The organism is Streptomyces sp. NPDC097619, from assembly GCF_040302735.1.
Lineage (GTDB): Bacteria > Actinomycetota > Actinomycetes > Streptomycetales > Streptomycetaceae > Streptomyces.
On record NZ_JBEOSD010000199.1, the window covers coordinates 1 to 13242 of the forward strand.

General features: G+C 74.7%; 11 protein-coding genes and 1 pseudogene. 4 read left to right on the forward strand and 8 right to left on the reverse strand.

Going from position 1 to position 13242, the window contains the following annotated elements; translation table 11 throughout:
* Nucleotides 1-64 precede the first annotated feature (64 nt).
* Complete coding sequence (locus ABTZ17_RS33160) at nt 65-3502, reverse strand: phosphocholine-specific phospholipase C (RefSeq protein ID WP_352199511.1); 3438 nt, start codon at nt 3500-3502, stop codon at nt 65-67.
* Nucleotides 3503-3755: 253 nt separating this feature from the next.
* On the reverse strand, nt 3756-4559 hold the full coding sequence (locus ABTZ17_RS33165) for a response regulator (protein WP_352199512.1): 804 nt from the start codon (nt 4557-4559) through the stop codon (nt 3756-3758).
* Nucleotides 4560-4606: 47 nt separating this feature from the next.
* On the opposite strand from ABTZ17_RS33165, the gene ABTZ17_RS33170 reads away from it, so the two are divergent.
* Nucleotides 4607-5863 carry a sensor histidine kinase gene (locus tag ABTZ17_RS33170; protein ID WP_352199513.1) on the forward strand — a complete coding sequence of 419 codons (1257 nt, stop codon included), beginning with the start codon at nt 4607-4609 and terminating at the stop codon, nt 5861-5863.
* A gap of 86 nt (nt 5864-5949) precedes the next feature.
* On the opposite strand, the gene ABTZ17_RS33175 is transcribed toward ABTZ17_RS33170, so the two are convergent.
* The 3 genes and pseudogenes from ABTZ17_RS33175 to ABTZ17_RS33185 all read right to left on the reverse strand — a co-directional run bounded on the left by ABTZ17_RS33175 (nt 5950) and on the right by ABTZ17_RS33185 (nt 7657).
* The gene (locus ABTZ17_RS33175; protein ID WP_352199514.1) at nt 5950-6558 is read right to left on the reverse strand and encodes a helix-turn-helix transcriptional regulator; all 609 of its coding nucleotides are present in this window, start codon (nt 6556-6558) and stop codon (nt 5950-5952) included.
* 206 nt (nt 6559-6764) lie between these two features.
* Nucleotides 6765-7094, reverse strand: a pseudogene (locus ABTZ17_RS33180) (prolyl aminopeptidase); the annotation flags it as partial.
* 146 nt (nt 7095-7240) lie between these two features.
* A complete protein-coding gene (locus ABTZ17_RS33185) occupies nt 7241-7657 on the reverse strand; it encodes a PPOX class F420-dependent oxidoreductase (RefSeq protein WP_352199515.1) in 417 nt (138 codons plus the stop codon).
* Between the two features lie 172 nt (nt 7658-7829).
* On the opposite strand from ABTZ17_RS33185, the gene ABTZ17_RS33190 reads away from it, so the two are divergent.
* Nucleotides 7830-8516: an HAD-IA family hydrolase gene (locus ABTZ17_RS33190; RefSeq protein WP_352199516.1), complete on the forward strand. Its 687-nt coding sequence runs from the start codon at nt 7830-7832 to the stop codon at nt 8514-8516.
* Nucleotides 8517-8591: 75 nt separating this feature from the next.
* Here the strand turns inward: ABTZ17_RS33190 and ABTZ17_RS33195 are convergent, their stop codons facing one another.
* Together ABTZ17_RS33195 and ABTZ17_RS33200 are read right to left on the reverse strand one after the other, a co-directional pair.
* Entirely contained in the window at nt 8592-9155 is a 564-nt protein-coding gene (locus ABTZ17_RS33195) for a hypothetical protein (protein ID WP_352199517.1), read from the reverse strand.
* 88 nt (nt 9156-9243) lie between these two features.
* Nucleotides 9244-9882, reverse strand: coding sequence for a hypothetical protein (locus tag ABTZ17_RS33200; protein WP_352199518.1), 639 nt, complete (start codon nt 9880-9882; stop codon nt 9244-9246).
* A gap of 193 nt (nt 9883-10075) precedes the next feature.
* Here ABTZ17_RS33200 and ABTZ17_RS33205 point away from each other — a divergent pair, with 193 nt between their 5' ends.
* Entirely contained in the window at nt 10076-10915 is an 840-nt protein-coding gene (locus tag ABTZ17_RS33205) for a hypothetical protein (protein WP_352199520.1), read from the forward strand.
* 48 nt (nt 10916-10963) lie between these two features.
* On the opposite strand, the gene ABTZ17_RS33210 is transcribed toward ABTZ17_RS33205, so the two are convergent.
* A complete protein-coding gene (locus ABTZ17_RS33210; protein WP_352199519.1) occupies nt 10964-11482 on the reverse strand; it encodes an AAA family ATPase in 519 nt (172 codons plus the stop codon).
* Nucleotides 11483-11736: 254 nt separating this feature from the next.
* On the opposite strand from ABTZ17_RS33210, the gene ABTZ17_RS33215 reads away from it, so the two are divergent.
* On the forward strand, nt 11737-13212 hold the full coding sequence (locus ABTZ17_RS33215) for a serine hydrolase domain-containing protein (RefSeq protein WP_502994951.1): 1476 nt from the start codon (nt 11737-11739) through the stop codon (nt 13210-13212).
* Nucleotides 13213-13242: the final 30 nt, after the last annotated feature.

The window sequence follows — 13242 nt, forward strand, 5'->3', positions numbered from 1 at the left end:
GACGGCGAACTCTGCTGATAAACTTCGATTGATCCATTCGGCGTCTGCGGGCGGGCCCGGACGGTCAGGCGTCCGTGACCGGGGTGGTGGCCAGGCGGATGTTGTCCAGGGCCCAGAACCAGTTGTTGCCGGCGTTGTGGATCCGGAAGCCGACCTTCACCGAGCGGGCCTCGGCGGGCACCGCGAAGGAACAGGTGACCAGGCGGTTCTGCTGGTCGCGGCCGCCGTTGGTGTTCCCGGAGGCCGCGCTGGAGTAGTGCAGGACCCGGGTGGTGGCCCCGGTGTCGAAGGTGACCGTCACCTCCGCCTCCTGCGGGCTCTCCTGCCGGTAGTGCGAGTCGAAGGCGAGGTGCAGGGTCGGCGTGCCGGCCGGGATCTCCACCGGGGGCGTGGTCAGCGTCGAGTCGAACCTGCCGCGCGCCGAGGGGCTGCCGGTGTCGTCCCAGTCGTCCGGGTCGGCGACGGCCACGATCCCGAGGGACCGGCCGAACGCCTGCCGCTCCTGGCCCGCCGGGAACCAGAACTCCCGCGACAGGAAGGACCAACCGTTCAGCTCCGTGGTGCCCCGGGGCATGCCGGGCGCGTCGGTGACCGTCCAGCCCTCCGGCGCGGTCCGCGTCCAGCCCCGCAGTCCGGGGCGGGCGAGGTCCACGGCCACCGCCAGGTGCGGGGCGACGGATTCGAAGTCCTCCGCGAGGAGGTGGCCGGTCATGACCGGACCGACCCGGGCGGCCAGGCCGGCGGTCCGCTCCAGCGCGGCGCCGCCCGCGCGGGCGGCCACGGTGGCCTTCAGCGTCGCCGAGGTACGGGCCGCGGCGGCCGGCGCGGTGACCTCCCACACGGCCTTCACCGAGCCGCGGGCCGGCACGGAGACGGGGGCACCGGGCGCGAGGACGGCACGCCAGCCGTCCGGTACGGCGAGCGCGGCCGCCAGCCCGGTGAGGGGGACGTTCCCGGCGTTGGTGACCGTCGCGGTCACCGCGAGCGGGCGTTCCGGGGAGAGCGCGCTGCCGTCCGTCCCGGGCGAGCTCGCCGGGGCGGTGAGCGTCATGCTCAGCGCGGGGACCACCTCGGCCCGCACCCGGGCGTCCGCGATCCGCAGCAGCCCCTCCCCCTCGCCGCGCACCGCGACGGCCAGCGTCCCGAGGGTGGCGGCGGAGGCGGGGGTGACGGTGAAGCGCAGCTCGGCCGAGCCGCCCCTCGGCAGCCGGCGGGGCAGGGGGCCGCGGAGCTCCGCCGTCCAGCCCGTCGGGACGGACAGCGAGACGCCGAGGTCGCGCAGCGCGGACGTGCCCTGGTTCCGCACCGTCACCAGGACCTCGGACGGACTGCCCTGCACCAGCGGCGCCTTGAGCGGCGGCATCGGTTCCGGCAGCGTGATCGAGGCGGTCAGGACGGGAGCGGACCCGATGGCCGGGTCCGTGGTGCCCGGACGGCCGTCGGCGGGGCGGCCGGTGGCGCGGCGCAGGAAGCGCGGGTCGTCCTCGTCGAGGACCACGATGTCGTACCAGCCGTGCCGGGCCAGCGGAACGGACACGGTGCGCTTGCGGCCGGGGGCGAGCCTGATCCGGACGACCCGGTCCTCGCCGCGCCGGGAGTGCGTGGACTCGCCCACCAGCAGGGTGCGGGTGCGCCCGGACGGGTTGGCGCACTCGACGTCCACCCGCCGCGCGCCCGGCCGCTCGACCACGTGGGCCTCGGCGCCGACGCCCGCGCCGCGCAGTTCCCAGCGGGACCAGCCCGGCCCGTGCGCCTGGAGGTCGTAGCCCTCGGGGCCGGTCGGGAAGGTGCCGTCGGCGGTGGCGCCCCCGGTGACGGTCCAGGTCCGCGGCGCGGCCCCGTCGCCCGGGTACGCGGTGACCGCGGCCGCCCGGGAACCGTGGTTGCCCACGCGCAGCCCGACCTCGCCCTCGGTGACGGCGGCGCGCAGGGACAGCCGGTACGGGGAGGGGCGGGCCGCCCGGACCCCGGGCTCCTGTGCGGGCAGCGCCTGGCGGGCGGGCGGGGACGGGTTCCAGCGGCCGATCGGTGCCGGCACCGGACCCGGGCGCTCCACCTCGGGCGGGCGGTGCGCCCGGTCGAAGTCGAAGGCGGAGGTCAGGTCGCCGAAGACGCTGCGGCGCCAGGCGCTGATGTTCGGTTCGTGGACCCCCGTCCACTTCTCCAGGAAACGGATGACGGAGGTGTGGTCGAAGTGCTCGGAGCTGACGAACCCGCCGACCGTCCAGGGCGAGACCACCGTCATCGGCACGCGGGGGCCGGGGCCCACCGGGCGCCCGCCGGTCCAGTCGTCCCCGTCGCCGCTCTCGGGGCGCGGGGCGGTCGGCGACGGGACGTGGTCGAAGTAGCCGTCGTTCTCGTCGAAGTTGATGAACAGGGCCGTCTTGGACCAGGTCTTGCGGTCGCTCGCGATGGCGTCCAGCAGGTCGTAGACGAGTCCCGCGCTGCCGGCCGGGGTGGAGGAGCTGGGGTGCTCGGACAGGGCGGCCGTCGGCACCACCCAACTCACCTTCGGGAGGGTGCCGTTGCGGATGTCGTCCTTGATGCGGGTGATCAGGGTGCCCGGTTCGGAGCGGTGCGCGCCGCGCTGGAAGAGCCGGCGCTCGTCCGCGGGCAGGGCGTCCACGGCGGTCCGGAAGCGGGCCAGCGCCTCGGCCCGGTCGGCGGGCGCCCTGTCCCACAGCTTGTCGTAGAACTCCTCGGTGGTGGCGTACGGGAACCCGGCCGCGGTGAGGATCTTCCGGCCGATCCGCTTCCACGGCTTGAAGTACTCGACCGCGTTGTCGGTGAAGTTGTCCCACTCCTGGTAGATCTGCCAGGAGATCCCGGCGGCCTCCAGCCGTTCGGGGTACGTCGTCCAGTCGTAGCCGGCGTGGGCGTAGGAGTAGGCGGCGTTGGTGACGGCCCGGCCGCCGCCGTTCGGCTCGAAGCCGGTGGTGCCGGTCCAGAGGTAGTTCCGGTTGGGGTTCGTGGAGCCGAACACCGAGCAGAAGTAGGCGTCGCAGAGGGTGAAGCGGTCGGCCAGCTCGTGCTGGAGGGGGATGTCGCGCCGGTCGTAGTGGGCCATGGTGCTCTGGCCCTTGGCCGCGATCCAGTCGTTCCACCAGCCGTTCGCGCGGGCCTGCACCCCGTCGGCGAAGCCGTGCGGCAGCGATCCGAGGTACTGGATGTCCCCTTCGGGCCGTCCGGCGTCCACCGCGGCCTGTCGCGCCGAGAAGGGCAGGACGGCCGGTCCACCGGCGCGCGGCTGCTCGAAGACGCTCGTACCGCCGGGCAGGCGCAGCGCCGTCGGGTCGCCGAAGCCCCGCACTCCCTTGAGGGTGCCGAAGTAGTTGTCGAAGGAACGGTTCTCCTGCATCAGCACGATCACGTGCTCGATGCCCCGGAGTCCACCGCGGGGCATCGGTGAGGCCATGGCCTCCAGGAGGGACGGCGGCAGTACGGAGAGCGCGGAGCCGGCGGCGAGGGTGCCGAGGACCTTACGGCGCGAAATGTCGTGCATGCAGGGGACGCTAGGGCGCGGACCCCGGCCGCCGAAACCCCGCGTACCAGGGGTTCGCCGAGAGTTCACGCCCGGGTCGCGCATGATTTCCGCAGGTCAGGGGGGTGGTCAGCGGGCCCGCCGGATACTCCGTCAGAATCTCTGTCGGAAGTTCGGTCCCGTCGCCGTGGCGGTGGCCCGGGTGCGGTCCGTCCGGCGGGATGCCCGGTGGTCGGGGGCCGGGTCAGGGCGGGGGGAGCAGGGGCGCCGGGGGTCAGGGCGCGGCGTCGTCCTCGTCGAGCCCGGCGCGGTAGGCGATCCGGGCGATCTGGACGCGGTTGTCCGCGCCGAGCTTGGTCATGACGCGGCTGACGTGGCCCTTCACGGTGGATTCCGTCGTGTGGAGTTCGGCTCCGATGGCGCTGTTGGACAGGCCCGCCGCGACCAGCCGCAGGACCTCGACCTCCCGTGGGGTGAGCCGCGCGACGGCCCGGCGCTCGGCGGCCCCGGCGTCGGAGGGGGGCGCGGCCATGAGGTCGAGGGCGCGCCGGACCACGGTGGGGTCGAGCATGGTGTGTCCGGCGTGCACCATGCGGACGGCCCGGACGAGTTCGGCCGGCGGGATGTCCTTGAGCAGGAAGCCCGCCGCGCCCGCCCGGAGGACCTGCTCGATGTACTCGTCCCGGTCGAAGACCGTCAGGACCAGCACGGCGGGCGGCGAGGGCAGGAGCAGGATCTCGCGGGTGGCCTCGATGCCGTCCTTGCCGGGCATGCGGATGTCCATGAGCACGACGTCGGGGAGGAGGCGGCGGGCGAGGTCCACCGCCTGGATCCCGGTACGGGCCTCGGCGACGACCTCGATGGGGCCCCCGGCGCCGTCGCGGGACCGGGGCCCGCCCGTGAGGGGTGTCCCGGCGGCGAAGGCGGTCGGGTGGGTGGCGCGCTCGACGGAGGGTTCGGTGGTGGTCTCGCTGGTGGGTTCGACGGCGGGGGCGGGGGGTTCGGTGTCCGTGCGGAGGGCCAGGCGCAGGCCGCGGCGCATGATGTCGTTGTCGTCGGCGACGAGGACCTTGATCACCTGACCGCCTCCCGGGTGTGAGCGCTGGGGGTGGCTAGCGTAGGAGCATGCGCGCCCGTCATCGTTTCTCCTCGCCGTGGCGGGCCCGTGGCGGGGCCCGTGGCCTGTGGGAGTCCGCCGCCTTCGCCGTGCTGCTGGTGGCCTGGGCCCTCGGTGAGCGGGCGTGGTGGGGCACCACGCCCTGGGCGTTGGTCGCGGTGGCCGTCGTGATCGTCCTGGTCGCACCGCGGGACTCCTTCGCTCCCGCCGTGCTGTTGATGGGCATCGGGGCGGTGCTGCTGTTCGTGACGGGCGGGACGCACATCTCCTGGCCGGGCCGGATGGCCGTGGGCCTGTCGGTGTTCCTGTTCAGCCGCCGGATGGGCCCGTGGCCCGCCGCGGCGGTGACGGCGGGGGCGCTCTTCGGCCAGGCCCTGTGGTACGTGGCGGTGGCGCCCGCGGGGCTCTCGGACACCGCGTCGGCCAACTTCTCCCTGGCCCTGGCGGTGCCCCAGGTCGCCGCGGCCGTGGTCGGGCAGCTCGTCGTCCAGCGGCGTCTGCTCCACGAGGCGGTCCTCGCCCGTACCGAGGAGGCGCACCGGGCCGAGCGGCTGGCCGCGGAGAAGGCCGCCCGCGACGAACAGGACCGGCTCGCCCGCGAGATGCACGACGTGATCGGGCACCGCGTCGGCAACATCGTCATGCTGGCCCGGGTCCTGGAGGAGTATCCGGAGGCCCGCGAGGACGTGGTGCGCGACGCGGCGCTGATCGAGAAGGAGGGGCGGACGGCGCTGGAGGAACTGCGGGCCGTCTTCCGCGGCATGGCCGGCCGGGTGCCCGCCCCACCCGTGCACGGCTTGGAGGACCTGCGGGAGCTGGTGTCGGACACCGGGCGGGCCCTCGGTCGCGAGATCGCCCTGGACGTGGACGGCTTTCCGGAGGTCCTGGCCCTCCCGGTGCAGCACGCGGTGCGCCGGGCCGTGCAGGAGGGGCTGGCCAACGCGGCCAAGCACGCGCCGGGCGCGGCCGTCGGCATCACGCTGGTGTGCGCCCGGGACGGGGTGCACCTCACCATCGCCAACGGACCCCCCGGGGAGGGGGCGCGGCCGCGGGCGGTGCCGATGGTGGGCGCCCGCGAGGAGGGCGTCCGGAGCGAGGGCGGGCGGGCGGAGGAGCCGCTGCCCGCGGGCGGCCTGGGGCTCGCGGGGACCCGCGCCCGGGTGGCCGCGCTGGGCGGGACCCTCACCACCCGGGAGGACCCGGACGGCGGGTTCGTCCTGGCCATCCGGATCCCCCGGCACGGCGACCCGACGGCCGTCTCCTGAACGAGCGGACGGACAGGGGCGCGCGTGCGGGCACGCGTGAGGGCGGGAGAACCGGCGCGGGCGAGGGCGGGGGCGGGGGCCGGGGCTCAGATGACGCCTTCGCGGATGGCGTGGGCCACGGCGTGGGAACGGTTGCGCAGGTGGAAGCGGTCCGCGTACACGGACAGGGCGTTCTTGACGGTGCGTTCGGAGTAGGCGAGCTGCTCGGCTATCTCCCGAGTGTCCAGACCCGTCGCGACGAGCCGGAGGACTTCCCGCTCCCGCTGGGTGACCCGGTCCCCGCGCTCCTCCTCGGCACGGTCCGGTTCCGGCGCGGAAGCGTGCCCGGGCCCGGGCCGGCGGACCCGGGCACCGCGGGCCACCGCCGAGACCGTGCGCACCAGGCGGTCCGCCGTGGTCTCGCGGCGCCGGAGCACGGCCGACACCTCGGACTGCGCCGCGCGCGTCAGGCCCGCGCCGTCCACCCCGCAGACGATCATGACGGCGGCCTTCGGTCCGGCCGCGCGGGCCCGTTCCAGCAGGGCCATGCCCTCCTCGTCCACCGTTTCCGCCACGACCACCGCGACGGTGGCCGCACCGAGTTGGCCCTCGGTGGCCGGCCACACCTCCGCCCGGTTCCTGAGCAGCGCCACGACGCCGGATTCGGAGATCGGATCGCATCCGACGACGTGCACGAACACACGCTCATGACCCACGAAGGGCACCCTTCCGCACTGACCCACCGCTCGGCCGGCGCCCCGTCGTCGCGGGAGCCGGACCGTCGCCTTGCCGCCCCAGCTTCCCCTTCGGGCACACCCGTCTGCCATGGCCCCGACCGGGCATTCCCAGGCCCGGAGCGGTGATCGTCCGAACTTCGAGGGGGCGGGGGGAGGATGCGGTCAGGTGGGCAGGCGGGCGGGGCTCAGCGGATGCGGGTGGGGCGTTCCCCCTCCGGGTCGGCGAACCGATCGAGCGCGGCGCGCACGTGGCCGCGCGTCGTACGGCCGCCCAGGTGGCCGTCGTCGCCGACGACGATCAGCTCGGCGTCGGGCCAGGCCCGGGCGAGTTCCCAGGCGGTGTCGAGCGGGGCGGCCAGGTCGAGCCGGCCGTGGACCAGTACGCCCGGGATCCCCGCCGGCCGGTGCGCCTCGCGCAGGAGGGCGCCCTCCTCCAGCCAGGCGCCGTGGGAGAAGTAGTGCGCGCAGATCCGCACGAGGGCCAGGCGCGCGGCCGGGGGGCGGTCGCCGTAGGGCTCGATCGGCGGGTACGACTCGTCTTCCACGGTCCGGACCTCCTGGCGTCGACGCCTCACAGGGAAACGGCCGCGCGGGCACCGTACTGCCGGAGACCGTGCGCCCGGAGACCGTACGCCCCGCCCCCGACCGTACGGGGCTCGGCTCAGGCCGTGGCGGCGGCCGTGCCGACCACCCTGGTCGGTGTGATGCGGACGACGACCCGGACCACCTCCGGGGGCAGGTCGACGTACTCCTGGCCGGCGCCGGGGCCTTCGTACCGTTCGGCGAGCGCGGCGGCCAAGGCTCGGTCCGCGTCCGGGGAGACGGCGGCCGTTCCCCGGACCTCCACGTAGCGGAGCGGGTCGGCCGGGTCGTAGACGGTCACGCTGACGCGGGGGTCCCGGCGCATGTTGCGCTCCTTCAGCCGGCCCTCCGCGGTGGAGACGAGCAGGTCGTCGCCGTCACGGCCGATCCAGACCACCGAAGTCTGCGGGCTGCCGTCCCCGTTGACGGTGGCGAGGACGGCGGGAACGGACGCGTCGAGGAGGCGCCGCACGGGTTCGGAGAGCAGAGAGGCCATCGGAGGAACGTATCGGGGGCGGCCGTGACCCGCACCCGCATTTTCACCCGGGTCCGAGGAACAGGCCCCGAGGCAGCGCGCGTCGACCGCCACGGCGGCCTTGAGGACGACGGCGGTGGGTGTGGAGGCGGTCCCGCCCCGCGCTCCGAGGGCCTGCCGGCATGATCATGGCGTGATCGACGAAACCAGCCGTCCCGGTGCGAAGCGCTTTGTCCTGTTCGATGTCGACGGCACGCTGATGGACGCCGTGGAGAACCAGCGCCTGGTCTGGCACACGTGGGCGCGGCGGTACGGACTCGATCCCGAAGAGGTCCACCGGGTCGCGCTGCGGACGCGGCCGATGGAGACGTTCGCGCAGGTCGCCCCGGACCGGGACCCTCAGGAGTGCCTGGCCGCCCTGCACGCGTTGGAGGACGAGGACGTCCGGTCCGGCTCGTACACGGCCTTCGACGGCGCCGCGGAACTCTTGGGCGCCCTCGAACCCGGACGCTGGTCCCTGGTGACCTCCAACTACGAGCACCGGGTCCGCGGACGGTTCGCACGGACGGGCCTCCCCGTCCCGGAGGTCGTCGTGGACGCCGCCTCGGTGGCGGACGGCAAGCCCTCACCGGTCCCGTACCTGCGGGCGGCCACCCTGCTCGGCACCACACCGCAGGACTGCCTGGTCATCGAGGACGCCCCCTCCGGCGTGCAGTCCGGGCTGCGCGCCGGGATGACGGTGTGGGGCGTCAACACCCCCGCGCCCGTGGACGGCGTACACCGCCACTTCACCAGCCTGCGGGAGGCCGCCCCCGAGATCCTCGCCTTCGCTGCCGGGGCCCGTCCTCACCGGCCGGAGGGCGTGGCCGCAGCGGTGTGATCCCGCTGTGGCGCTGTCGGAGGTCGTGCTCCGGCCATCGGCGGCCCGCCTCGACTACCTGTACGGGAGGTGCCCTCAGCCGGTGCCGGCGCCCAGGGCCGTCGCGACCGCGTCGAGGACGGTGAGGAGTTCCTCGACGGGCAGCTCGGCCACGAAGACGGTGCCGGCGTCCTCGGGGTGCTCGCGCAGGTGGTCCTCGCGCCAGAACTCCAGGGTGATCGTCAGCCGGTCCTCCTCTCGGGCCTTCTCTCGGGCCTCCTCTCGGAAGAGGTGGGCGATCAGGTTGTCGGTCGTGGGGCCCCAGAGCAGGGCGCGGTAGCGGCCGCGGAGTGCGTCCCCGAGCTCCGCCCCCGCGCCCCCGGCGTCCCCGTCGTCCCCGTCGTGACCCGGCCGCGGGACGAGTCGTCGGTGGGCGGCCTCGGCGGACAGGCCGGAGAAGGGCACGGGGAGGCCGGCACCCGACCTCAACCAGGCTGCGGCAGCCAGGACTTCGCGGCGGAACGCGGGCGTGTACACCATGTTGTCGTCGCAGGTCAGCCACCTGCCGGCGGCCCAGAGGTCCACCCGGCACAGCGGGCCCGGGGCGCCGACCTCCGCGGCGAACCGGGCCTTGTCCCCCACCAGCAGGCTCGTACGCATGTCGGTGACGATGTCAGCCCGCCCGCGTCCCGGACAAGCCGGCGGGCCCCACCCCGCGGCGCCGCTCCGGGCCTGATCCCCGTGGACGTCAGCGCACACCATCGGTGTCGGCCGCGCCGCCGGCGTCCGTCGCGCCGTCGGTGCCGAGTCCCGAGTCGAGCCGGGTGTCGAGGAGGGCCCAGACCCGGCGGCCTTCCTCCGACGCTTCGGTGCCGCAGGAGGCGGTGCCCTCGACGGCGGCGAGCCGGGCGAGGAGACCGCTGTCGGTGGCGGCGACGGTGTGGGAGAGGACGACGATGAGAACGCGGCCGTCCTGATCGGCCAGGTGCACGCTGATCCGTCGGCCGCCGTCGGTGAGGGCCGCCCCCACGAGCAGGCGCACCGCCCCCGCGAGCGCCCCGTCGGCGGGCCGGTCGTATCCCCACTCCCGCACCTTCCCGGCCACGGACCGGACGGCCTTCGCCGCCGCCCAACAGTCGCCGCTCAGCGCCCAGTTGGCGACACGTCGGTCACGGACCCGCATGCGGGTCGAGGCCCCCAGCGGCTGCGGCCGGCTCAGCCCGACCGGTACGAGCGAGCCCGTGCGGGGCCGGGTCGGCGGCGTGGGCACCGGTTCGGAATCCCTCTCGGGCGGCGGCACCTGGACGGGGCGCTTGGGCGGGGTCGGGGTCCGCGGCGGATAGCCGGGCGGCAGCTTCGGGCCCTTCACGTCCCACGGTTCGCTCACCGACACCTCTCCTCCTCCCCGGCCCGACCCGGGGTGGGGTCATCCTGGCAGCCGCCCCGCCCCCGCGGTGGGCCCGCGCCCGAACCCGACCCGAACGGGTCCGCCACCGGCCGCCTCCGCACCGACGGCACGACCACACCGCACGACCCCGCCGTCTGCGCGCCCCGGACGCTTCCCGTACCGTCGGACCGTGATGATCGAAACGGGTGAGCCGCGCAGCCTGGGCGTTTCCGCCTCCGAGGCGCGGTTGCGGTTCACGACGGAGTACCAGAAGGTCGGCGGCGGGCCCCGGCGGCGCCTGCTCGCGCTCGACGGCGAGCCCGCCTTCGAGCTCAGCTTCTACTGCGGCAGCTGCCCCCTGCTGTTCCGCCGCCTGGAGGGCTCGAACGAGACGCTGTCGCTGGAGGCCGTGCGGGAACGACTCACCGGCACGCTGGGCGGCCTGGCGGACGACGGCGTGCCCGACGTGCTGCACGCCTTCGGGGCGCTGCTGCCGGCCGGCCGGTACCTTCCGATGCTCCTGGACGTGGAGCCGCGGCTGGTCCTGCCCGGACAGCAGGGGGACTACTTCAGCGACGAACAGGTCTCCACCTGGGGCCTCGACCAGTTCTGGGGGCTGCCCGAGCACCCCCGGACCCCGTACTACCGCACCTTCGAGACCGCCGTGGACGCGGACGCCCACCTCTACGAGTTCGTCGTGCCGATGGTCCCCCCGATCCGGAACGACCGGGACCGCGTGGCGGATTACGCGAGGCTCATGGAGCGGGGGACGGTCCCCACGGCGGTGGCGATCTCCACGCTGGACGTGTGCCAACCCGCCCTCGACCTGGCGGACGACTACTTCGTGCACTGGGGCCTGACGCATTTCCTCCTCGACGGTCACCACAAGGTGGAGGCCGCGGCGACCGCCGGTCGCCCCGTCCGGCTCCTCTCCCTCCTGGCCCTCGACGAGAGCCTGGCCGGGGCCGAGGACAGGGCCCGGCTCGCCGCCGTCCGCGCCCGCCCCCGCACGCCCCGGGTGGTCCCCGGCTGAGCCGGCGGACGGAGCCGGCCTCGGCTCGGGACCCGGGAAGGGTGCGGGTCAGAGCGAGCTCAGCCAGGTCCTGGTGGCCCGGGGGTGCGCGAAGCGGTGGGTGTCGAGGGGTGCGGAGCGGGGGTCGCGGGTCCGGCGCTCGATCTCCTCGCCACGGCTTCGGTGCTGCGACCAGGACCACCAGGCCGGGTGCTCCCGGCTGAGCCAGCCCGCCCAGGTCTCCCTGTTGCCCCCGAAGACCACCTCGCGGGTGACGGTGCGCCGCAGGGACCTCCGCAGGACGCGCGGCATGACCACGCGCCGCGGGTAGTCCAGCCAGAGCACGGTGTCGGCGCGCTCCCACAGCAGGTCGCGGACTTCGGGGTGGCCGAGGGAGTCCACGATCCAGCGGGGCCCCGCGGTGAGCCGGGCCACCTCCGCGGCGAAGTACTCGTCGACGGCCCAGTCGGGGCCGGTGAAGTACAGGGCGTCCATCTCGATGTACGGCAGGTCCAGGCGGCCGCCCACGGCACGGGCGAGCGTGGACTTGCCCGCGCCCGTGACGCCCACCACCAGGATCCGTTCCACGGGCGCACCCTATATCCGGCAGCCCTCCGCCGCCGCGGCGCGGGACTTCGCGAGCGCGCTTCCCCGGAAGGCGTCCCTCACCCATGACACATGTAACGACTCGTCATGGACCACCTCCTTCCCGGGGTTGACGGACCGAGCGGGGTGCTTCCTCCCGGCGGATGACGAACGGAACGGATCCGGGCAGAAGAATCGAACCGTCCCAGATCGCCGGTCCGTCGTCCGCGCCGGGCCCCCGCTCCAGGAGTCACCCCGTGCCTTCCAGCCTTCCGGGCCGCCGACGGCTCCGCCGTACCGCCGCGGCCGGTGCCGTCGTCGCCGCCCTGCTCACCGGCCTCGTACCGGCGGCCTCGGCCTCCGCCTCTCCGACCACCGCCTCCCCACACCCGAACGGGCAGGCCCTCGGCGGGCATTCGGCCGCCGTCGCCGCCTCCGCCGGCACCACGGCCGTCCCGCACCCCGACCGCGCCCGCCTGGACCGGATGCTCCGCGCCGTCCACGAGGCGGGGATCTTCGGCGTGTACTCCTCGGTCCGCGACGGGCGGGCTCGCTTCGACGGTGCCGCCGGTCTCGCGGACGTCGACACGGGGCGGCCGGTCCGGCCCGACCTCCGGCACCGGGTCGGCAGCATCACGAAGAGCTTCACCGCCGTGGCCGTGCTCCAGCAGACCGCGAAGGGCCGGATCGGGCTCGACCGGCCGGTCGGCGACTACGTGCCGGACCTGGTGCCCGGCGAGCGCGGCCGTACGGTGACGGTCCGGATGCTCCTGAACCACACCAGCGGCATCGCCGACTACATCGCGGAGGCCTTCCCGTCCCTCAAGGAGGGCAGCACCGCCGACCTGGACGACCAGCGCTACCGCAGCATCTCCCCGCGCACACTGGTCCGGTACGGGGTGGGGCTGCCGCAGTGGTCCGAGCCGGGCGCCGAGTTCCGCTACTCGAACACCAACTACATCCTGCTCGGCGAGATCCTGCGCAAGGTCACCGGGGAGGACCCGGAGCGCGTCATCACCCGGGACGTCATCCGCCGCGCCGGCCTGAAGGACACCTACTTCCCCGGCACCGACCCCAGGATCCGCGGCCCGCACGCCCGCATGTACGAGAACTTCTACGGGCTCATCGACCCGCCGCGCGACTACAGCGTCTACAACATGACCTGGGGCGGCACCGCCGGCGCGCTCGTCTCGACCATGGGGGACCTCAACTCCTTCTACCGGACGCTGCTCCGGGGCGACCTGCTGCCGCGAACCCAACTGCGGCAGATGCTCACCACCGTCCCCATGATCGAGGACGAGGAGGGGAACGTCCTCGCCGGCTACGGCCTCGGCATCTACACCCTGGAGACGCCGTGCGGCCCGGTCTGGGGGCACGACGGCGGGGTGTGGGGCGCCGGCACCTGGGCGCTGTCCGACGCGCGGGGCGGGCGGCAGTTCGCCGCCGGCTGGAACCTGATGAAGTACCAGCGCCTGAACGAGTCCGGCACGGCCTTCCTGGACCACCCGGCCGACGCCGCCCTGGCCGAGTACCGCGACCGGGCCCTGTGCGGCGACCGCTCCACCACCCCCCGCCCGACCACGACCGGCGGCGCGCAGACGACCGACGGGGCGAGGGCCGGCCTCCCGACCGAGGGCCTGCCGACCGAGGGCCTGCCGACCGAGGGCCTGCCGACAGCGTCGCTGCCGCTGCTCACGGACACGCTCGGGACGGTTCCGGCCGCCCGGCGATAGGGGATGCTCCCGCCGCCCCGGAAGCCGTGC